We start from the raw sequence: 20,930 nt of genomic DNA on the forward strand, positions 1-20,930 counted from the left end.
CTGAATCTCAGGCTATATACAACTAATGTCGGTCACAAAACACCGAACTTTATCACTTTATACACAAAATGTGATGTTTTTTATCAATAATTTCTCTAACCTCCCACTATGGAACCTGTATCAACAATAGTCGGCTCGGGGACAATCCTTAGCGAATTGGGAAAACAGTTGTCAGCGCAAAGGACGCTCCATCAACAGCTCAAACAGCTACTGCCTGCCCCACTCGATTCGCAACTCAAGGCGGCAGTGCTGCAGCATGGCAACCTCAACCTCTTCGTCGCATCACCGGTATGGGCCAGCCGATTCCGCTATCTGTTGCCTCAACTGCGAACTCAACTGCGGGCAAACGGTATTGATGTGAAACAGGTTCGCACCCGTATCCTGCCGAGTGATTCAGTCAAACCCAGGCAAAAGAAGAGAGATCGAATCGTCCTGAGTCAAGAGGCCGGCGAGCAATTAAGGCAATCCGCGGAAGCCATCGAAGATCCATCATTGCGGGAAGCGCTACTACGTATCAGTCGGCACAGGATGGAGAATCGGTAACATTTGGGAGTAGTTCCTGATACTTCCGAAATACTGATTCAACACCCAGGAATCTCTGCGCCAGACCTGATGGCGACGAAAAGAATCAACTGGCCGTGAATATGCGCCAATCACCGGAAAACAAGCAAATTGGGAGCTGCAATGTGTAAGTTGCCTCGCGCATCAGCCTTCGTATAGGCATTCATTTGCGGATAGATCCTATTCCCCGAAGCGATTGAATGGATCCGTTTTATCTCAGACATACAGATATGATCGAGGAGCCATAAAAAAGGGCTGTATGAACAGCCCGATTAAGTAACGGCCGGATTATTCGATGCGATACTCAGGAGATCGTGAGATGGGCCGGTTTCATGTATGAGATTGGAGCATCTTCAGGCTCATCGAAGGTTATCTCCTCCCAGGCATCCTGTTGGCTGATCAGCTCCAGCAGGAGACGGTTATTCAGCGCATGGCCTGATTTGTGGCCACTGAAGGAACCGATCAAGCTGTGACCCAGAAGATAGAGATCGCCGATGGCGTCGAGGATCTTGTGTTTGACGAATTCGTCTTCATAACGCAATCCATCATCATTCATGACCCGGTAATCATCGACAACCACAGCATTGTCAAGACTGCCTCCAAGAGCCAGCTCTTTCTGACGCAACATCTCGATATCCCGTAGAAAACCGAAGGTGCGGGCACGACTGACCTCTCTGACGAAGGAGGTGGAGGAAAAGTCAACCGTGGCAAACTGGGAGTGTTCTTTGAAAGCGGGATGGTCGAAATCGATAGTGAAGGAGACCTTGAAGCCGTCAAAAGGCTCGAAACTGGCGCGTTTGTCCCCCTCTTCCACCTCGACCTTGTGTTTGATGCGAATGAAACGCTTGGCCTTGTTCTGCTCTTCGACACCGGCGGATTGCAGCAGAAACACGAATGGGCCCGCACTGCCGTCCATGATCGGCACCTCAGCGGCACTGACATCGACATAGGCATTGTCGATACCCAGTCCGGCGAACGCGGAAAGCAGGTGTTCGACTGTGGATACCCGTACGCCATCCTGCACCAGGGTGCTTGAGAGTCGCGTATCACCCACATTTTCCGCGCAAGCGCGTATTTCGACCGGCGGATCAAGGTCGACACGTCTGAAAACGATCCCGGTGTCAGGGGCTGCCGGACGTAGGGTGAGGTAGACTTTTTCCCCTGTATGCAGCCCCACTCCCGTGGCGCGTATCACGTTCTTCAACGTACGTTGCCAAATCATCGACATTCAGCTCCCAAAGCTGTGACTTGCCTTTTGAAGGCCCAAAAACGGCGCATCCTACCACATGAATCTGGTTGTAGAAACAACATCCAGCCCTCAACCCGCACAAGCTGCCCGCGATCAACCAGCAATCAGGTGCTCGATTCTACACCAACTGGCGGTCATCTGGAAACACAAAATGCAACATGTTGTCTTTCTGCAACTACCGCACTTTAATCCTAGGCCCAAGATGGCGCTTTGTGAAGACCTTAATCGGCCTGCCGACGCAGAAAAGCCGGGATATCCAGGTAATCGAGATTACCATCGGCAGTGGCTGCGGCTGATGGCCGATCCGTCTGTCCATTTCGCAACACCGTCGGCCTGTCCAACTCACGGTAGTCATCCGGTACCACTTGCGGGTTATCCGCATCGACCAGCTTGACATGGGCAATCTCCTCCACCTGGGTAGGCTTGGGCAGTTCCGCCCTTAACCTTTCGCCCAGACCGGTGGCGACCACCGTCACCCGCATGTCATTCTGCATATCCGGATCGATAACCGTGCCGACCACAACGGTGGCATCATCATCGGCGAACTCACGCACCGTATTGCCGACCTCGTCAAATTCACCAATCGCCAGATTCAGGCCAGCGGTGATATTGACCAGAATGCCTTTGGCTCCGGCCAGGTTGACATCCTCCAGCAATGGACTGCGAATCGCCCTTTCCGCTGCCTCGCGCGCCCGATTGTCACCAGAGGCCTCACCCGATCCCATCATGGCCGCACCCATTTCGGACATCACGGTACGCACATCGGCAAAATCAACATTGATCAGGCCGGGACGGGTGATCAGTTCCGCAATACCCTGTACGGCATGCAGTAACACATCGTTTGCCGCCTTGAATGCATTCAGCAGACTCATCTCCTTGCCCAACACAGCCAACAGCTTCTCATTGGGAATAGTGATCAGCGAATCGGTGTTGATGCCCAGCTCCTCCATGCCTTTTTCGGCGATCTTCATCCGCTTGCCACCCTCAAACCCGAATGGTTTGGTGACCACCGCTACCGTAAGAATACCCAGGTCCTTTGCTACCTGAGCGACCACGGGTGCAGCCCCGGTTCCCGTGCCGCCACCCATGCCGGCAGTGATAAACACCATATCCGCACCGGTCAGGACCTCTTCTATCCTGTCACGATCCTCCATCGCGGCCTGCCTGCCGATTTCAGGATTAGCTCCCGCACCGAGCCCCTTGGTGATATCCGAACCCAGTTGCAGCAGGGTGCGCACTTCACTATTGCGCAGAGCCTGCGCATCAGTGTTTGCACAGATGAAATCGACACCCTCGATTTCCCCCGACAACATATGATTGACGGCATTGCCACCGCCACCGCCTACCCCGATCACCTTGATCACAGCATTCTGGCTGTGCGTATCCATTAATTCGAACATTGTCTACCTCCTCGACTGTCGCGCCTAACAGAAAACTTCAAAAAAAATCAAAACCAACGGCGCCTTGCACAGGCACCGCTTCGAAACAACTAGAAATTACCCTGAAACCAATGCTTCATACGGTCCCAAACCGCTTTCATACCACCCTCATTGGCAAGTTCGTGTCCACCTTGGGAACGATTTCGCTGACCGAAAAGCAGCAACCCCACACCAGTGGAATAGATAGGATTGCGCACCACATCAGAGAGTCCGCTGACATACTGCGGCACTCCCAGCCTCACCGGCATATGAAACACCTCTTCCGCCAGCTCGATGACACCCTCCATCTTCGAACTGCCGCCAGTCAGTACCACGCCACCGGCGATAACATCCTCGAAACCGCTTCGACGCAACTCTGCCTGAATCAGCGTCATCAACTCTTCATATCGCGGTTCGACCACTTCAGCCAGGGTCTGGCGTGAGAGCCTGCGCGGCGGACGTTCACCGATACTGGGGACCTCGATGGTCTCGTCACTGGTGGCCAGCTGAGTAAGCGCACAGGCATACTTCATCTTGATCTCTTCCGCGTATTGAGTCGGTGTACGCATTGCAACGGCGATATCGTTGGTCACCTGATCGCCTGCAATAGGTATGACTGCCGTATGCCGTATCGCGCCGCCTGTAAAGACCGCGATATCGGTAGTGCCTCCGCCGATATCGACCAGACAGACTCCAAGTTCCTTCTCATCCTCGCTCAGCACCGAATGGCTGGAGGCGAGCTGCTCCAGAATCAGATCATCCGCCTCGAGGCCGCAACGGCGGATACACTTAACGATATTCTGCGCCGCACTCACCGCGCCTGTGACCATGTGAACCCTGGCCTCCAAACGCACGCCCGACATACCGATGGGATCGCGGATACCCTCCTGCTCATCAATGATGAACTCCTGGGGCAGGATGTGCAGAATCTTCTGGTCAGCAGGAATCGCCACTGCGCGGGCAGCATCGATCACACGTTCCACATCGCCCTGGGTTACCTCTTTGTCCCGGATAGCCACGATGCCATGGGAGTTGAGGCTACGGATATGGCTACCGGCAATACCTGCGTAGACTGAATGGATCTCACATCCCGCCATCAACTCTGCCTCTTCAACCGCCCGTTGAATCGACTGCACCGTGGACTCGATATTCACCACCACACCTTTTTTCAGGCCGCGCGACGGATGAGAACCGATACCGATAATTTCGATACCGCCATCCGCTTTGATCTCACCGACGATCGCCACCACCTTAGAAGTGCCGATATCGAGACCGATGATGAGATTTTTCTCACTTCGTTTAGTCATTCACTTACCCGCTATCCTAGCCCCACTGGATGGGCTATCCATTTGTGCTTGCTGTTCGGTATTTGCTTGCCAGTACACCGAAAAACCATTTGTATATCGCAGATCCACGCGTTCCGGCATTGCGTCAACCTGACCTCTCAGGAAGGGGTAAAGCTGCACGAAACGGCTCAATCTCGGCATTACGTCCCGCCTGCCCAAATCGAGCAGCAACCCCTCCTCAGTCTCGATCCTCCACGATTGCCTCGCATCGACCCGGAGGCGCTTCAGTTGAAGTCCCGCTGTCTGCAGCAGGGTACGCATTTTGAGATACTCCCGGGTGATTCTATCCGCCCTCTCCTCTTCACCGGTGAGCGTCACAAGGCCTTGCAAACGCGGCAGGTGCTTCGGTCTGAACACTTCACCCTGAGGATTTACCATGGCATCCTCACCCCAGTAGGCCAGCGGAACCTGTTCGTCGACCCTGACGGCCAGGGTGTCGGGCCATATCCTGCGAACACTGGCACTCTTGACCCAGGGAAGCTGTTCGATCTGATTGCGTATCCGAATCAGATCGACAGTGAAGAAGTTGCCGCTCACAGCCTGAACAACGGTCTGTTCCAGCCCCTGTTTATTGAGATATTTGATCTCACCATCGACACTGACCACCCGCACCGGCATGACCATGGGATCCAGCAGTTGGGAGACACCCCAACCACCCATTCCGGCAAATAGCGCAATCAGTAGCAGTGGCACGATTCTGATGCCGTTCAAGCGCTCCAGCTGGATGGATGGATCTGCAGATGGATGATTGCGAACCCTACTCATCGCCATCCCTCCCGAAACTTGTGGAGAGTATCCGCACCACCAGTTCTTCAAAATCGATGCCCGCTGCCCTGGCCGACATCGGCACCAGGCTGTGATCGGTCATACCGGGGACGGTGTTTGCTTCAATCAGCCAGGGTTGATGCCGCTCATCCAGCATCAGATCGACCCGGCCCCAACCACTGGCGCCAACTGCTTCGAAGGCCTCTGTGCAGAGCCCCTGTAAAGCTCTCTCCTCAGCACGATCAAGACCGCAGGGGCAGTGGTAACGTGTAGTGTCCGCCGCATATTTGGCCTGATAGTCATAGAAAAGACGGGGCGTCTCGAGACGAATCATCGGCAATGCCTTTCCCTGCAGGATGGTCGTCGTGAACTCCTCTCCGACGATCCAGCGCTCCGCCAGAACCAATGCATCGTACTGTCTGGCCAGTTCCCAGGCACTGCGCAATTGCTCCACACTATCAACCTTGCTCATGCCGATACTGGAGCCCTCGCAGACCGGTTTTATCATCAGGGGAAAACCTACCGCCACCGCTTTGTCCAGGTCGCTTTCGTGAATGATCAAAACCGATTCAGGGGTTGGGATGCCCACGCCGCGCCATACCGCCTTGGTACGGTATTTATCCATGGCAAGGGCCGATCCAAGCACGCCACTGCCGGTATACGGCATGCCTATTCGTTCCAACGCACCCTGAATGACGCCGTCTTCACCGCCTCGGCCATGCAGGATGATAAAAGCCCGTTCATAGCCACCTGCAGCGAGTTGTGTCAACACGCCGTCATCCACATCCACCGCTTCCGCCTCAACTCCCCTGTTTACAAGCGCGTCCAGTACAGCTCGCCCGCTCTTCAGCGAAATCTCGCGTTCCGCAGACTGGCCGCCCATCAGTACGGCGACTCTGCCAAATGCCCGTTCAGATGCATTCATGTTCAACTCGAATCTCCAATACGATGGACTTCGGTCTTCAGTTCGATGCCACTCTGTGCCGCCACTTCACGCTGCACTTTGGCAATCAGCATCTCGATATCCCGTGCCGTGGCATCTCCGGTATTGATGATGAAGTTGGCGTGTTTCTCGGATACCTGAGCACCACCCAAACGCCTGCCTTTCAAGCCGGCGGCCTCAATCAAGCGTGCGGCGAAATCACCGGGTGGGTTACGAAACACCGAACCACAACTGGGTTGACTGGTCGGTTGCGTGGCGGCACGCCGTTCCAGCAGTTGCCTGATCCGTTGCTGGGCGGCGTCCACATCTCCCGCTTCCATCTCCAGTTCGGCTGCCAGAAACCACTCGCCGGATGGGCCTCTGACCTGCCGATAAGCGATCTCAAAATCCTCAGGTAAACGGCTGCGCACTTCACCGAATCGGTCAATGGTTTCGACCCTCACAACCCGTTCCCAGGTCTCGCCGCCAAAGGCCCCGGCATTCATCGCCAGAGCACCGCCCAGGGTGCCGGGAATACCGGCTAGAAATTCCACACCGCAAAGGCCCGCCCTGGCTGCAATCCGGGCGATCTTCGCACATGCAATCCCCGATTCGGCATACAACAATCTGTTACTGCGCCATTCACTGGCCACAAGGCTGCCTTTTGTTGCAATCACAGTACCTTTGAATCCCCCGTCCCGTACCAGCAGATTGCTTCCCAAACCCAGCCAGAAAAGGGGCTCCTCTGAATCCAACTGATGCAGAAACCGAATCAGGTCCTCGCGGTCGGCAGGGCGATAAAAACAGCTGACCGGTCCTCCGACCCGCCAGGTGGTATGCCGGGAAAGGGGCTCGTCGAAACGCATTTCACCACGTAAGGGTTGTTGATTTAGCGCAGGCATCATCTGAAGTCGCTCTCGTCACGCGGATTGCCGTTTTTCGACCTGATCCTGTCCGTTGTCCGGTGCTGCCCTTCCGAAACATCGGTTGGTCTGCGCCTGACTATCGGGATACCCGGCAGGTTGGATTGCAGGGATTCACCACATCCCTGATGCAATTTTTTCATATCGATTCCATACGCCATCACTCCACCTCCTGACAAAGTCGTCGAGGCAGTTCTGCCGCAACGGAACCGATACTGCCGGCACCCACGGTCAGAACGATATCCCCATCCTGGAGCAATCCCTGCAACAGATCCGGCAACTCCTCCAGCGGTTCCACAAAGACTGGATCAACCTGGCCGCGGATACGGATTGCACGACTCAAATCGCGACCGCTCGCACCCTGAATCGGCTCCTCGCCTGCAGCATAAACCTCGCTGACGATCAGCAGATCCGCTTTCGATAAAACCTGCACGAAGTCCTCGAACTGCTCTTGTGTTCGTGAATAACGGTGTGGTTGAAACACCACCACCAGACGCCGCTCCGGCCATCCGTCGCGAACTGCAGACAGGGTCGCATCGATCTCCCGCGGATGGTGCGCGTAGTCATCAATCAACATCACCTGTTTACCATCCATGTCACAGTCGCCCCTGGTCTGAAATCGCCGACCGATACCGGCGAAGTTGCTTAGCGCAACCTGGATGGTGCTGCTCTCAATATTGAGTTCGAGCGCCACGCAAATAGCCGCCAAAGCATTCAACACATTATGTCTGCCAGGCAGGTTGAGTGTGATCCGAACCGGTTCCGTCAGGGATTCCGCCTGCAGCGTGAATTGGGTCTTCAATCCCTCCCTGACTACATCAACCGCCTTTACATCGGCACCATCGCTGAAGCCATAGGTCGTAATCGGTCTTGTGATCTCCGGTAACAGATTGCGTATCTCATCGTCGTCGATACACATCACTGCGCGACCATAGAATGGCAAGTGATGAAGAAATTCCAGGAAGGTCCTGCGCAATCTGTTGAAATCTCCGCCGTAGGTGGTCATATGGTCGGCATCGATGTTGGTCACCACGGCCAGCATCGGCTGCAGGTAGAGAAATGAGGCGTCACTTTCATCCGCCTCCGCGACCAGATACTCCCCATCACCCAAACGCGCATTGGCTCCGGCACTGTTGAGTCTGCCACCGATAACGAATGTCGGATCGAGGTCGGCTTCTGCCAGAATACTGGTGACCAGACTGGTGGTGGTGGTCTTGCCGTGGGTCCCTGCCACTGCAATGCCATAGTGGAAACGCATGATCTCCGCCAGCATCTCGGCCCTCGGCACCACCGGTATTCTGGCATCTCGCGCAGCGACAACCTCGGGATTGTCCTCTTTGATGGCACTCGATATCACGACTGCATCAGCCGATTCGACATGGCTTTGTTTGTGGCCTATCTTCAGTTCGGCACCCAGTTCGGCAAGCCGCGAAGTGACTCCACTCTCCTTTTGATCCGATCCGGTCACTTGATAACCCAGATTGATCATGACCTCGGCTATGCCACTCATACCCGCACCGCCGATACCGACGAAGTGAATCCGACGCATGCGGCCCATGCTGTTCGGGGCGTATCGTTTACGTAGCTGTTCACTCATGGATCGATAACCTCCATGCAGTAACGCCCTACCCGCACGGCGGCATCCGGTTTCGCCAGGCTGCGGGCAGCCACAGCCATCTCCAGTAGTTTTTTTCTGTTTGCGCAAAGACTGCCCAGCAGCCGTGCCAGATTGCGCCCATCGAGGCTGTGTTGATGAATAAGGTAGGCTGCATCCACATTGACCAGAAATTCCGCATTGCGGGTCTGATGGTCATCGACGGCAAAAGGATAGGGTACGAGTATGGCGCCCAAACCCGCCACCGCCAGTTCGGAAACCGTCAGCGCGCCGGCCCGACAGATGACAAGATCAGCCCAGGCATAGGCCTCGGCCATTTCGGTTTCAAAGGCTTTCACCTCCGCATCGACCGCCAATTCCCGGTATCTGGCAAGGGTCTCATCAAGCAGTTTTTCACCGGCCTGATGACGCACCTGCGGCCGCAGTTTTTGCGGTATCAAAGAGAGCGCCTCCGGTATGCACTGATTGAGCGCCCGGGCACCCAGAGAACCGCCGAGAACCAGCAGTCTGATGGCTCCTTCATGCTCAGCGAAGCGTGCTTCCGGCACATCGAGGGAAACGATATCCTGGCGTACCGGATTGCCTACCGTCTCTGCCTGCGCCTCGGCACCAAAACTATCGGGAAAGGCCTCGAACACCTTGGTTGCAAATTGAGCCAATATCCGATTGGTCAATCCTGGTATCGCATTCTGCTCCTGGATCACCAGAGGTATACGCATCAACCTGGCTGCCAAACCACCGGGGCCGGTGGCAAACCCGCCCATGCCCAACACCAGGTTTGGACGGGTACGACGTAATACGCGATAGGCCTGCCAGAGGGCCTTGCTGATAGTAAACGGAGCAGCCAGATGCCGCTTCAGCCCACTTCCGCGCACACCTTTCACCTGCAGCGTCTCAAGAGGATAGCCATAGCCTGGAATCAGTCTGTTCTCCATACCGGAGCGACTGCCCAACCAGGTGATGCGACAACCTTTCTGTTTCATCCAGTCGGCCACCGCCAGTGCCGGGAAGAGGTGCCCGCCCGTACCGCCGGCCATGACCATCACATGAGGCTCCATGATCGCCTCCGGTGCTTGCTTTTACCGCCTTTCTGGCGAGACTCGAAATCGATTCTTAGCAACATGGCAATCATCATGCAGGCGACAATGATGCTGTTGCCGCCATAGCTCATAAACGGCAGGGTCAGCCCTTTGGTCGGCAGCAACCCGACATTGACACCGATATTGATGAAGGCCTGCATCCCGATCCATAAACCGAGTCCGTAGGCTGTATAACTGGAAAAGCGTTGGCCTGCCTGTTCCGCTTTGACACCAATCTGAAATGCCCGCCAGGTAATGAATGCAAAGAGAAAAATAACACCAACTGTGCCGAGCAAACCGAACTCCTCACCTACAACGGCCATGATGAAATCGGTATGCGCCTCCGGCAGGTAGAACTGTTTCTGGATACCGTTACCCAATCCGACACCGCTGATCTCACCCCGGCCGAAGGCGATCAATGCCTGCGACAACTGGAAATCGGTATTGAAGGGATCATCCCAGGGATTCAGGTAGGTCGTCATCCGCTGCCACCGGTAGGGCGAGAAGTAGATCAATGCCCAGCCGGCCACACCGGCAAAAACCAACAACGTGGCAAACTGGTAGAGCACTACCCCACCAAGAAACAGCATGCCTGTGGCGGTTGCGAATAGAACCACGGTGGTGCCGAAGTCGGGTTGCAGCAGGATCAGTGAACTGGTGATGATCAACAGCAGCATCGGTTTGGCAAAGCCCCAGAACGAGCGCGCGACTTCATCCTGGCGGCGTACCAGGTATCCGGCGATGTAGAGCACCATGAAAAGCTTCATGAATTCGGAACTCTGCAGATTGAAACCGCCCAGCGGTATCCAGCGGGTCGCGCCATTGACGCTTTTTCCTATCCCGGGGACCAACAACAGCATTAACAGGCATAGTCCCAAAAAGACCAGCAACGGCCCTGCCTTTTGCCATTGAATCATCGCAATTTGAAAAACCAGATAAGCGGAGAGCAAGCCCAGGAACACGGCAAACAGATGACGATAGACATAAAAGAAGGGCGATCCACCCAGGCGGTCTCCCACAGTCATCGATGCGGACGAAACCATGACCAAGCCGAAACAGAGCAGCATGGCTGCCGCCCCCAGAAGCCACCAATCGAAGATGGGCTGCGCGACTGGATTACGGCGTGCCCGTGCATCATGTGCCTGTGGACGTACCAGCGTATTCATGCCGGAAGCGCCTCCACCGCCTGAATAAAGGCCTCACCGCGGGCTTCGAAGTTACGGAACATATCGAAGCTGGCGCAAGCCGGAGAGAGCAGCACACGATCGCCTGGTTGCGCCAACTCCGCCGCCAGCGCGACTGCCGTTTCAAGTGATGCCGCATGCTCAGTTCGCACCCGGCCTGCCAGGGCGGATTCCAGCTCTGATGCATCCCTACCGATGAGGATGACGGCACGGGCTGTCTCTTCCACAACCGGCGCCAGGGGAGTGAAATCGGCATCCTTGCAATCGCCACCGGCAATCAGCACACTCCGGCTGTCGCCGCTTTCGGGATGCAGCCCCTGCAAGGCGGCGATAGTGGCTCCCACATTGGTGCCCTTGGAATCGTTGTACCAACGCACCTCCCCTTTATCGCAGATCCATTGGGTGCGATGGGGGAGCCCTGAAAAACTTCTCAGCGCCGCCAGCATATCATTTTGCGGCAGACCCACAGCACTGCCCAAGGCCAGGGCCGCCAGGGCGTTCGCAATATTATGGCGGCCGGGAATTCGCAGTTCGGTGACGGGTATCAGAGGGGTATGCCCCTCACTCAGCCATTTGACCCCATCGAGCTCATGTAAACCGAAATCGTCTCCAGTCGGCGCCTCCAGAGTAAACCCGACAGTGGCCGCATCCGGCACTGCCATGGCTGCAACTATCGGATCGTCACGGTTGATTACCATGATCTCGCTGCCGCTATAGAGTGATGCCTTGGTTGCGGCATACTCATCCAGATCCCGGTAACGGTCCATATGATCGGCGGAGATATTCAACACAACCGCGGCTTGGGGTTTGAGCGAACGGGTGCTCTCCAACTGGAAGCTGGAGAGTTCGAGCACGTACAGCTCCACTTGATCATCCAGCAGATCGAGAGCCGGCTCCCCAAGGTTGCCGCCCACGGCCACCCTTATCCCGGCCATGCGCGCCATATCACCCAACAAGGTGGTCACGGTGCTTTTGCCGTTTGAACCCGTGATCGCCACGACCGGTGCTTGCACCGCTCTGGCGAACAGCTCCACATCGCCGACTATCTCCACATGCCGCTCTTTGGCTGCACGAATCAACGGCTCATCGAGAGGTATCCCCGGACTCACCACCAGTCGACTCGCGGCATGAAACACCTCCGCCTGAAATCCGCCAAGAAATATCGCCATATCGGGATAATCCTTGCGCAACGCCTCCAGTCCCGGAGGATTCTCGCGTGTGTCTGTCACCGCCAGGGATTCCCCTTGAGCCGCCAGATAGCGCGCGCAGGAGAGCCCGGTCGCCCCCAGTCCGACGATCAGGGTTTTAGCTGAATTTGCCGCTTGCTTCGTCATCAACGTATCTTCAGACTCGCCAGACCGACCAACACCAGGATGACGGTGATGATCCAGAACCTCACAATCACCCGAGGCTCCGGCCAACCCTTGAGTTCAAAGTGGTGATGCAGTGGCGCCATACGAAAGATGCGCTTGCCGGTGAGCTTGTAGGACATGACCTGCAATACCACCGATACCGTCTCCACCACAAAGACCCCTCCCATGATGAACAACACAATCTCCTGCCGCACCGCCACAGCGACCACTCCCAGGGCGGCACCCAACGCCAGGGCGCCCACATCACCCATAAAAACCTGAGCCGGGTAGGTGTTGAACCAAAGAAAACCCAATCCGGCGCCAACCAACGAGGCGCAGAAGACAATCAGTTCGCCAACCCCAGGCAGGTAGGGGATCTTCAAATAGGTGGCAAAATCAGAGTGCCCGGTAACATAGGCGATCATGCCCAGGGCGCCGCCCACCATCACAGTTGGCAGAATCGCCAGACCGTCGAGCCCGTCAGTCAGGTTGACCGCATTGGAGGAGCCGACGATGACCAGATAACTGAACAGAATGAACACCGGGCCCCAATCCAGGGAGACATCTTTCAGATAGGGAATCAGCAGCGCCGTCTCCATGGTGGATGTAGCGGTGTAGTAAAAGACCAGGGATGCACCCAATCCCGCTACCGATTGCCAGAAATATTTCCAGCGCGCCGCCAGACCTTTGGGGTCGTTGAGGACCAGCTTCTTATAGTCGTCGACCAATCCGATCAGGCCAAAGGTCATGGTGACGATCAGCACAATCCAGACATAGCGGTTTGCCAGGTCCGACCACAGCAATGTGGCAATGGCGATCGCCACCAATATCAATGAACCACCCATGGTCGGGGTTCCGGCCTTGGAAAAGTGCGTTTCCGGACCGTCATCCCGCACTGTCTGTCCAATCTGGTGAAAGCTCAGGCGGCGTATCATCATAGGACCCAGGGCCAGGGAGATCATCAATGCCGTCAGAACCCCCAGGATGGTACGCAGCGTCAGGTACTGGAACACCCTGAAGCCGTTGTCGAACTGAGCAAGCCAATCGGTAAAATAGAGCAACACTGTCAGCCTCTCCCGTCATTCATCAGCCGATCCACCACCCTTTCCATGGCCGCACTTCGGGATCCCTTCACCAGCAACGTATCGCCTTGTCGTAGCGAGCCGGTCAGGCTCCCCACCAGTTCGTCCAGATCCGAAAAGGCAAGTGCTCCGTCGCCGAAACTCAACGCTGCATGCCGGCTCAGCTCTCCCAGGGTATAGAGTTGGGAGAGTCCCGCCTGTTTCGCCTTTGCGCCCATCTGACCATGCAGGGCAACGGATTGGTCACCCAGCTCAGCCAGATCCCCCAGCACCAGCACCCGCTTGCCCGGTGCACTGCGTAAAACCTCCACTGCGGCTTCCACCGAATCGGGATTGGCGTTATAGGTGTCGTCGATGAGGCGATAGCCGGCAGGAGTGAAGCGCATCTGCAGACGGCCTGCCACCGGCTCGACACTTGCGAGTCCCCGCTCGATATCCCCGCCTGAGCACCCCATCGCCAGCGCACCCGCAATCGCCGCCAGGGCATTCATCAGATTGTGTTGGCCGGCGAGCGCAAGTCTTACGTCAAAACTCTCTGCCTGATAACTGACCTGCATGTGGTTGTAATAACCCGATTCCGTCCAGCGCATCTCGGCCCGGGAGAGATCACAGTGCACGGCCGCATGCCTCGAACTGCCGAAGCTGATCAGTCTGCGTTCACCCAGCAGATCGCGCCAAAGGGGAAAATAGTCATCGTCGGCATTCAATACAGCGATCCCGGTGGGTTTGAGTCCGCTGAGGATCTCACCCTTCGCCCGTGCAACACCCTGCAGATCGCCGAATCCCTCGAGATGAGCGGCGCCGGCATTGGTGATGAGGGCCACATCCGGGTGGGCGATCTGGCTCAGGTAGCCGATCTCGCCGGGATGATTGGCGCCCATTTCCACCACCGCATAGGCTTCATCCTGCAAGCGCAGCAATGTGAGCGGCAGGCCGATTTCATTATTCAAATTACCCCTGGTGGCCAGTACGCTTCCTTTTTGCCGTAGGATGGCGGCGAGCAGCTCTTTGACGGTGGTCTTGCCGTTGCTGCCGGTAATGGCGATCAGCGGCACGGCAAAACAGTCCCGCCAGACACCAGCCAGACGACCGAGTCCGATCCGGGTATCCGATACCTGAAGCTGGGGAATCTCAGGGTTCTGCGGTTCGCTCACCATCACTGCCACAGCCCCCTTGTCCCGCGCCTGACCGATGAAGGTGTGACCATCAAAATTGGGCCCCTTCAACGCGACATAGAGATCGTTCTCCGCCAGGGTGCGGCTATCGGTGCTGACCGAGCTGAAACGGACATCTTCGCCAACCTGGGTCCCATGCAGGCTTTCCGCTATTTGAGAGAGATAGAGCGCGTTCATTGGGCCTTCACCGACCACGCATCGAGTGCGGCTGCGACCTGTTCACGGTCATCGAAATGGAGCACCTTCTCCCCGACAAGCTGGTAGTCCTCATGACCCTTGCCCGCCACCAGCACCAGGTCACCCGGCGATGCATGGGCAATAGCAACATGGATTGCACGATGCCGATCGGATTCGACCATCGCCCTGTCCGACATTTTCATACCGGCCAGGATCTGCTGAATGATTTCACCGCTCGGTTCACTGCGCGGATTGTCATCGGTAATGATTACTCGATCGGCCAGCTGTTCAGCCAATTCGCCCATCAGCGGGCGCTTACCGCGATCACGATCGCCGCCACAGCCGAATACCACACTGAGCGAACCCGGACAGTGCACCCGAAGGGCCTGCAACGCCTTTTCCAGGGCGTCCGGGGTATGGGCGTAGTCGACCACGACGCCAGGTCTCTCTCCGCCGCCCAACAGCTCCATCCGGCCGGGGATGGTATTGAGCTCTGAAAGCACCGCCACTGCGCGCTGCAAAGACCAGTTCCGTTGCAACAGCACCAGCAGGACCGCCAGTAGATTGGCCGCATTGAAGCGACCAAGCAGTTTCGTCTCCAGATCAGCATCGCCCAGGTGGGTCGAGATTTTGATGCGCATACCCTGGCTAGTGGGATCTATCTCCAAGGCCCGCGCCCATCCGGTAAGACCGGCAGGCAAATCAGCTACCGGCTCGAGACTGTATCCCAGCAGCTTCACCCCTTCCACCATCGATCCGACAATGGTTCTGCCGAAACTGTCATCGAGATTGATCACCGCACTGCTGAGGTCCGGCATATGAAACAGCCTCTGTTTGGCCGCGGCATAGTTTTCCAGCGTTCTGTGATAATCGAAATGATCGCGGCTGAGGTTTGTGAAGATTGCGCAATCAAATGCCACAGCAGCAGCCCGATTCTGATCCAGCGCATGGGATGAAACTTCCATACTCACGGCGCCAGCACCCTGCGCCAGCAGTTCATGCAAATGTCTCTGCAAGGTCACCGCATCGGGGGTTGTATAACCGGTTGACTTCAATTGCCCGGGGAGCCCCACACCCAGGGTCCCCATGATGCCGCAGGGGATCTCGCTCGTCAGCGCATGGGCCAACAATTGACAGATACTGGTCTTGCCATTGGTGCCGGTTATCCCATAGACGGTCATCTGACGGCTGGGATGTCGGTAAAAACGGCCGGCGATCCGGCTTACATATTTTGATAAACCAGGTACCGCCAACAGGGGTACGGGCAGCTTCACATCGGCTGCCAGCACTTTTCCATCTGCAGCGTCCGCTTCCCAAACAATGGCCGCAGCGCCCCGGGAGACCGCCTGTTCGGCAAAAGCCAATCCATGATGATGTTCACCGGCACAAGCAATAAAGAGCGCCCCCGGCGATACTTCGCGGCTATCCAGGGCGATCCCGGTCACTTCACGATCATCATGCGCGGGCATGGAGACTATTCCATGCAGCAGGGATGTCAGTGTCACTCCTTCCATGATGCGCTCGGCAGCCATCATCGCCGGTCCCCCAAACGAGCCATCAGGGTATTATTCTCATGCCAGTGCTTGTCGGGAGGAATGTTCAACAATCTCAGAGCGCCGCTCATCACCCTTGAGAAGACCGGCCCGGCCACCAAACCGCCGTAATACTCCTTGCCTTTGGGTTCATCGATGAACACCGCCATCACCAGCCGGGGGTCGCCGGCCGGCGCGATACCGACAAAAAGGGAGAGATATTTATCCTCCGCATATCCCCCGGCCACCGATTTTTTTGCGGTCCCCGTCTTGCCGGCCACGCGATAACCGGGAACTGCGGCCAGAGGCGCCGTCCCCTCATTGGACACCACGGCCTCCAACATCTTGACCACTGTCCTGGCGGTACTCTTGCGCATCACCCTGACACCCTCCGCAGGCTGATCAAGCTTCAGCAGCGAGACCGGCATGCGCAAACCGTCATTGGCCAGCACCCCATAGGCCCTGGCAAGCTGCAACGGGGTCACGGAGAGCCCATAACCGAAGGAGAGGGTCGCCTGTTCAAAACTGGACCAATCGGAGAAGTGCGGCAGCCGGCCAGCGGACTCGCCGGGGAACTGACTATAGGGACTCTCGCCGAAACCCAGGCTCGAAAAGAGTCTCCACAAGGTCTCAGGCTGCATCGACAGGGCAATCTTGCTCGCGCCCACATTGCTCGATTTACGCAATACTGTCGCCACATCGATCATGCCATAGTTTCGGTTATCCCTGACCAGATAGCGTCCCACCTTCATCTGGCCGGGGGAGACATCGATCGGCGTATTGGGCGTGAAACGCTCCAACTCCACTGCCGCCGCCACGGTGAACGGCTTGATGGTGGATCCGGGTTCGAAGACATCGGTTACCGCACGGTTGCGCAGACTGCTGGAGCGGCGGCCACGCAGTGCATTCGGGTTGTATGACGGGCTGTTGACCATCGCCAGAATCTCACCGCTGCGGCTATCCAGGATCACCGCTGATCCCGACCGCGCCTTATGCTTGCTCACCGCCGCCTTGAGTTCCCGGTAGGCGAGAAACTGCAGGCGCCGGTCGATACTGAGTTTCAGTTCCTTGCCGGGGAAGGGACTGCGGATATTCTCCACCTGCTCAACCACGCGCCCCTTGCCATCCTTGATCACCCGCTTTGCACCGGCACTGCCGCTGAGCCACTCATCGTATGCCAGCTCTATCCCCTCCTGCCCCTGGTCATCGATATTGGTGAAGCCGACGATGTGCGACATCACCTCACCACTTGGATAGAAACGACGGTACTCGGAAAGCAGGTCGATCCCATCCAGCTCAAGGGCGTCCACCCGCTCTGCAATGTCGGGATTGACACGCCTTTTGAGATAGACAAACCCACGTTCACTGGAGAGTAACCTGCGCAGGCGATCAGGATCGAGATTCAGGGTCGATGCTAGCGCACCGATGGTTTCGCTGTCGCCCTTGATGACCTTCGGGTTGGCGGCCACGCTTTTAACCGGAGTACTGATTGCCAGCGGCTCTCCATTGCGGTCTGCGATCATGCCCCGGCTGGCACTGACCGTCATGGTGCGCAGGTAGCGCATCTCACCCTGTTCCTGCAGAAAGGCGGTCTCAAACACCTGACGATCGACGGATCGCCAGATCAGAGCAGCGAAGGCCAGTCCGATCACCACAAGCACAGTGATGCGCCGGGCGCGATAACTCGGTAGCCTGATGACTTCGGCCTGGTGGTTCTTTCTCTTCTTTCCGCCCGCCATGATTAGCGCCTGATCACTACAACTTCATCAAATTGGGGCAGATGCATTTTCAGTCTGTCCCGTGCCCTTTTTTCCACTTCCGAATGAGTCGCCAGGGTGCTCTCTTCCAATTGCAGACGCCCCCATTCGATACCGATACGCTCCCTCTCCGCCTGTAGCTCCTGCAACACTACGAAATGTTTGCGGCTTAGGTATTTGCTGTAGACAACAGCTATCGCCGATGCCAGCACCGCTGCCATCAATATCGCAAACAGTATGTGTCCGGTACGACTCAAGAGAGTCGCTCCGCAACACGCAGCACCGCACTTCGAGCCCGCGGATTGGCTGCGGTTTCATCATCATCCGGCCGTACCGCCTTACCCACCAGACGCAGACGAGGCTGCATACTGTCCCGGGTGACCGGCACTCCCGGGGGATACCGATCGCCTTTCGCCTGATCACGCATGAAGCGCTTTACGATCCGATCCTCCAGTGAGTGAAAACTGATCACCACCAATCGACCGCCGATCGCCAATACATCGATTACCGACTGCAGTGCCCTCTGCAGCGCATCCAACTCGCTGTTGATGTAGATGCGTATCCCCTGAAAACTGCGTGTCGCCGGGTGCTTGCTCTTTTCCCATGCGGGATTTGCCCTGCTCACAATTTCCGCCAATTGCAGCGTCGATGTAATAGGGTTTTGTGTTCTCGTTTCAACGATGGCCCGCGCAATCCGCTTCGCATGGCGCTCTTCGCCATAGGCTTTCAAGACCTCTGCGATCTGTTTCATCTCGGCCTGAGCCAACCACTCGGCCGCCGAGATGCCACTATCGGGATCCATACGCATATCCAAAGGCCCATCCTTAGTGAAACTGAATCCGCGCTCAGCCTGATCCAACTGGGGGGAGGAGACCCCCAGGTCCAGCAGGATGCCGTTGACCCTTCCCATCAGCCCAGCCTGTTCAGACACCTCGGCCAGCATGGCGAAGCTCTCCTGTACGATTCGAAAGCGAGCATCCTGACCAAACGTCTTCCTGCCAAAAGCCACCGCGTCCGGATCCCTGTCGATAGCCAGTAACCGCCCCCGTTCACCCAACGCATGCAAAATCTGACGACTGTGCCCGCCTCGACCGAAGGTAGCATCAACATAGATACCGGCCGGATCGATCTTCAGCGCCTCAATCGAGGGCTGAAGCAGCACTGAATCGTGGGCCTGCTTCATCAGATCGAGAGTGACTTGAACTCTTCCGGTAAATCGAGCTTGTTGATATCCACCTTCGCCAACTGAGCCTCCTGCCGGCTGTTCCAAGCTGTCTCGTCCCACAACTCAAACTTGTTTATTTGACCCACCAGGGCAACCTTTTTGTTGAGGTCGGCAAATCGTCGCAACTCCTGTGGAAGCAGGATCCTGCCCTGGCTGTCCATATCGATTTCATGTGCGTTACCGATATAGAGCCGCTGCAGAAACCGCGCGGTCTCATCAAATGACGGCAGCGACCTGAGCTTCTCTTCAATCTCGAGCCAGGTGGGTTTGGGATAGATCAGCAGGCAGTGATCCTTGTCGACGGTGATCACCAACTCGGCACTACAGGCAGCCACAAGCTGTTCGCGATACTTTGTCGGTATCGCAAGCCGCCCCTTGGCATCCAGATTGAGTGATGAAATCCCGCGAAACAAGTCAGCGCCCCTTTGATGGATCGATTTTCCCTAATTTTCCACATTCTTCCACTTCAACCCATATTAGGACCCCATACACTACCTTGTCAAGGTAAAGAACGTGAAAACTCTTTGCTGCTCAGTGGCTTAGGCGAGCAATTAAAAGCACTGACAAGAACCGGCTAACCACTTTAAATACAGCAATATGACATTCAAACCTAAAGTGATTTATTAAGAAATGGGGATGAATCCCCCCAGAGAGTGGAGGAATGTGGAGATAAAAGCGGGAGTCAGCCTGTAAGCCGGGTTCTGTCGTGGACAGCCATTCATCTGGGATGTGTGTCACCACACACCTCAAGCAACCTACCCAGGGACAGTGTGGGCCGCACTCGATATGCACCAAGGCACATCCGTCCCTCTATTTGGTCTTGCTCCGGGTGGGGTTTACCCTGCCAGCGCTGTTACCAGCGTTGCGGTGCGCTCTTACCGCACCATTTCACCCTTACCAACAGCCTGAGCCGATGGCGGTATGTTTTCTGTGGCACTTTCCGTAGGCTTGCGCCCCCCAGGCGTTACCTGGCACCCAGCCCGTCGGAGCCCGGACTTTCCTCTGCATCATGTTCGACACAGCAGCTGTCCGGCTGACTCCCTGGCTTCACTTTAGGGGTAAATCGCCCGCCTGACAAGCCACCTCTACATAACTCAAATCCACAGCTCAAAACATATATCCTTGTTTGAATTGCGAATTCGCAATGCAGCCGCTTAAAAAAAAGCCTAGTCTGCCGACATCATAGGTGATGGCCTACGCACCTCAAAGGCATCGGCTTTGGCTTGAAGTTGTAACGGTATACCGAGAGTAGTTGAGAGGTAAAACCATGAAAATGCCAAATAATCCCCTGCTATCCATCGATACACTTGTCCTGGCTGCGGCGAGTATCTGGGCGGTATTTGTGCTGATCAGTCTTATCGTCTGACCCAACACAACCCCACCGTCCCACTCTCGATCGATAAGGAATGACTTGTCGATGGATGGTCACTGCACCGTTAATTCACCTCCTCCGCCCGCAAAGACCTCAAGCACCAGGACGTTCGAGATCTCAGTACCATACCCGCAACAACGCGACATCAAGCGTTGAGATGGCAACGATTTCTCCTCATTTGTTAGCAATTTCCGCT

Annotated in this window: 19 protein-coding genes and 1 other RNA gene; 1 reads left to right on the top strand and 19 read right to left on the bottom strand. The window is 56.3% G+C overall.

The genetic code is table 11. The annotated features are described in order from the left end of the window. The first annotated feature begins 168 nt into the window (after positions 1–168). Positions 169–543 (top strand): DciA family protein, encoded by a 375-nt coding sequence (locus AB8516_RS08985; protein ID WP_369159982.1) that lies wholly within the window; start codon positions 169–171, stop codon positions 541–543. Positions 544–865: 322 nt separating this feature from the next. Here the strand turns inward: AB8516_RS08985 and lpxC are convergent, their stop codons facing one another. The 19 genes from lpxC to rnpB form a co-directional block, all read right to left on the bottom strand. Then, complete coding sequence (gene lpxC, locus AB8516_RS08990; protein WP_108292245.1) at positions 866–1,783, bottom strand: UDP-3-O-acyl-N-acetylglucosamine deacetylase; 918 nt, start codon at positions 1,781–1,783, stop codon at positions 866–868. Positions 1,784–2,031: 248 nt separating this feature from the next. Continuing rightward, positions 2,032–3,210 carry a cell division protein FtsZ gene (gene ftsZ / locus AB8516_RS08995; protein WP_369159985.1) on the bottom strand — a complete coding sequence of 393 codons (1,179 nt, stop codon included), beginning with the start codon at positions 3,208–3,210 and terminating at the stop codon, positions 2,032–2,034. 89 nt (positions 3,211–3,299) lie between these two features. Beyond that, complete coding sequence (gene ftsA / locus AB8516_RS09000) at positions 3,300–4,535, bottom strand: cell division protein FtsA (RefSeq protein WP_369159987.1); 1,236 nt, start codon at positions 4,533–4,535, stop codon at positions 3,300–3,302. After that, positions 4,536–5,339, bottom strand: a complete 804-nt coding sequence (locus tag AB8516_RS09005) for a cell division protein FtsQ/DivIB (protein ID WP_369159989.1) — start codon at positions 5,337–5,339, stop codon at positions 4,536–4,538. Continuing rightward, on the bottom strand, positions 5,332–6,264 hold the full coding sequence (locus AB8516_RS09010; RefSeq protein WP_369159991.1) for a D-alanine--D-alanine ligase: 933 nt from the start codon (positions 6,262–6,264) through the stop codon (positions 5,332–5,334). Before AB8516_RS09010 ends, AB8516_RS09005 begins: the two co-directional genes overlap by 8 nt. Before the next feature lie 2 nt (positions 6,265–6,266). Continuing rightward, positions 6,267–7,163 (bottom strand): UDP-N-acetylmuramate dehydrogenase, encoded by an 897-nt coding sequence (murB, locus tag AB8516_RS09015; protein WP_369163252.1) that lies wholly within the window; start codon positions 7,161–7,163, stop codon positions 6,267–6,269. Beyond that, positions 7,163–7,345, bottom strand: coding sequence for a hypothetical protein (locus AB8516_RS09020; protein WP_108292257.1), 183 nt, complete (start codon positions 7,343–7,345; stop codon positions 7,163–7,165). Before AB8516_RS09020 ends, murB begins: the two co-directional genes overlap by 1 nt. Beyond that, a complete protein-coding gene (gene murC / locus AB8516_RS09025; RefSeq protein WP_369159994.1) occupies positions 7,345–8,781 on the bottom strand; it encodes a UDP-N-acetylmuramate--L-alanine ligase in 1,437 nt (478 codons plus the stop codon). Before murC ends, AB8516_RS09020 begins: the two co-directional genes overlap by 1 nt. Continuing rightward, complete coding sequence (murG, locus tag AB8516_RS09030; RefSeq protein WP_369159996.1) at positions 8,778–9,857, bottom strand: undecaprenyldiphospho-muramoylpentapeptide beta-N-acetylglucosaminyltransferase; 1,080 nt, start codon at positions 9,855–9,857, stop codon at positions 8,778–8,780. The genes murC and murG overlap by 4 nt, the downstream gene beginning before the upstream one ends. Then, positions 9,842–11,044, bottom strand: coding sequence for a putative lipid II flippase FtsW (gene ftsW, locus AB8516_RS09035; protein ID WP_369159998.1), 1,203 nt, complete (start codon positions 11,042–11,044; stop codon positions 9,842–9,844). Before ftsW ends, murG begins: the two co-directional genes overlap by 16 nt. After that, positions 11,041–12,396 (bottom strand): UDP-N-acetylmuramoyl-L-alanine--D-glutamate ligase, encoded by a 1,356-nt coding sequence (murD, locus tag AB8516_RS09040; protein WP_369160000.1) that lies wholly within the window; start codon positions 12,394–12,396, stop codon positions 11,041–11,043. Before murD ends, ftsW begins: the two co-directional genes overlap by 4 nt. Next, on the bottom strand, positions 12,396–13,478 hold the full coding sequence (gene mraY, locus AB8516_RS09045; RefSeq protein WP_108292267.1) for a phospho-N-acetylmuramoyl-pentapeptide-transferase: 1,083 nt from the start codon (positions 13,476–13,478) through the stop codon (positions 12,396–12,398). Before mraY ends, murD begins: the two co-directional genes overlap by 1 nt. A 2-nt stretch (positions 13,479–13,480) precedes the next feature. Then, complete coding sequence (gene murF, locus AB8516_RS09050) at positions 13,481–14,848, bottom strand: UDP-N-acetylmuramoyl-tripeptide--D-alanyl-D-alanine ligase (RefSeq protein WP_369160003.1); 1,368 nt, start codon at positions 14,846–14,848, stop codon at positions 13,481–13,483. After that, complete coding sequence (locus tag AB8516_RS09055; RefSeq protein WP_369160005.1) at positions 14,845–16,383, bottom strand: UDP-N-acetylmuramoyl-L-alanyl-D-glutamate--2,6-diaminopimelate ligase; 1,539 nt, start codon at positions 16,381–16,383, stop codon at positions 14,845–14,847. Before AB8516_RS09055 ends, murF begins: the two co-directional genes overlap by 4 nt. Beyond that, a complete protein-coding gene (locus AB8516_RS09060; RefSeq protein ID WP_369160007.1) occupies positions 16,380–18,119 on the bottom strand; it encodes a peptidoglycan D,D-transpeptidase FtsI family protein in 1,740 nt (579 codons plus the stop codon). The genes AB8516_RS09055 and AB8516_RS09060 overlap by 4 nt, the downstream gene beginning before the upstream one ends. Positions 18,120–18,121: 2 nt before the next feature. Then, on the bottom strand, positions 18,122–18,394 hold the full coding sequence (gene ftsL, locus AB8516_RS09065; protein WP_235615138.1) for a cell division protein FtsL: 273 nt from the start codon (positions 18,392–18,394) through the stop codon (positions 18,122–18,124). Then, positions 18,391–19,320 carry a 16S rRNA (cytosine(1402)-N(4))-methyltransferase RsmH gene (rsmH, locus tag AB8516_RS09070; protein WP_369160010.1) on the bottom strand — a complete coding sequence of 310 codons (930 nt, stop codon included), beginning with the start codon at positions 19,318–19,320 and terminating at the stop codon, positions 18,391–18,393. Before rsmH ends, ftsL begins: the two co-directional genes overlap by 4 nt. After that, on the bottom strand, positions 19,320–19,775 hold the full coding sequence (mraZ, locus tag AB8516_RS09075) for a division/cell wall cluster transcriptional repressor MraZ (RefSeq protein ID WP_108292277.1): 456 nt from the start codon (positions 19,773–19,775) through the stop codon (positions 19,320–19,322). The genes rsmH and mraZ overlap by 1 nt, the downstream gene beginning before the upstream one ends. A gap of 261 nt (positions 19,776–20,036) precedes the next feature. Continuing rightward, an RNA gene (rnpB, locus tag AB8516_RS09080) (RNase P RNA component class A) lies at positions 20,037–20,403 on the bottom strand. Positions 20,404–20,930 lie beyond the last annotated feature (527 nt).

The organism is Candidatus Thiodiazotropha sp. LNASS1 (assembly GCF_964212655.1).
In the GTDB taxonomy this organism is placed as follows: Bacteria; Pseudomonadota; Gammaproteobacteria; order Chromatiales; family Chromatiaceae; genus Thiodiazotropha.

What these genes read in the sequence shown, in the direction of transcription:
- murF (WP_369160003.1), bottom strand. Translation starts at nt 14,848, where the DNA reads ATGAACGCGCTCTATCTCTCTCAAATAGCGGAAAGCCTGCATGGGACC.
- murB (WP_369163252.1), bottom strand. Translation starts at nt 7,163, where the DNA reads ATGCCTGCGCTAAATCAACAACCCTTACGTGGTGAAATGCGTTTCGAC.
- AB8516_RS09005 (WP_369159989.1), bottom strand. Translation starts at nt 5,339, where the DNA reads ATGAGTAGGGTTCGCAATCATCCATCTGCAGATCCATCCATCCAGCTG.
- murG (WP_369159996.1), bottom strand. Translation starts at nt 9,857, where the DNA reads ATGGAGCCTCATGTGATGGTCATGGCCGGCGGTACGGGCGGGCACCTC.
- ftsA (WP_369159987.1), bottom strand. Translation starts at nt 4,535, where the DNA reads ATGACTAAACGAAGTGAGAAAAATCTCATCATCGGTCTCGATATCGGC.
- murC (WP_369159994.1), bottom strand. Translation starts at nt 8,781, where the DNA reads ATGAGTGAACAGCTACGTAAACGATACGCCCCGAACAGCATGGGCCGC.
- murD (WP_369160000.1), bottom strand. Translation starts at nt 12,396, where the DNA reads ATGACGAAGCAAGCGGCAAATTCAGCTAAAACCCTGATCGTCGGACTG.
- AB8516_RS09055 (WP_369160005.1), bottom strand. Translation starts at nt 16,383, where the DNA reads ATGATGGCTGCCGAGCGCATCATGGAAGGAGTGACACTGACATCCCTG.
- ftsW (WP_369159998.1), bottom strand. Translation starts at nt 11,044, where the DNA reads ATGAATACGCTGGTACGTCCACAGGCACATGATGCACGGGCACGCCGT.
- rsmH (WP_369160010.1), bottom strand. Translation starts at nt 19,320, where the DNA reads ATGAAGCAGGCCCACGATTCAGTGCTGCTTCAGCCCTCGATTGAGGCG.
- AB8516_RS09010 (WP_369159991.1), bottom strand. Translation starts at nt 6,264, where the DNA reads ATGAATGCATCTGAACGGGCATTTGGCAGAGTCGCCGTACTGATGGGC.
- AB8516_RS09060 (WP_369160007.1), bottom strand. Translation starts at nt 18,119, where the DNA reads ATGGCGGGCGGAAAGAAGAGAAAGAACCACCAGGCCGAAGTCATCAGG.
- AB8516_RS09020 (WP_108292257.1), bottom strand. Translation starts at nt 7,345, where the DNA reads ATGGCGTATGGAATCGATATGAAAAAATTGCATCAGGGATGTGGTGAA.
- lpxC (WP_108292245.1), bottom strand. Translation starts at nt 1,783, where the DNA reads ATGATTTGGCAACGTACGTTGAAGAACGTGATACGCGCCACGGGAGTG.
- ftsZ (WP_369159985.1), bottom strand. Translation starts at nt 3,210, where the DNA reads ATGTTCGAATTAATGGATACGCACAGCCAGAATGCTGTGATCAAGGTG.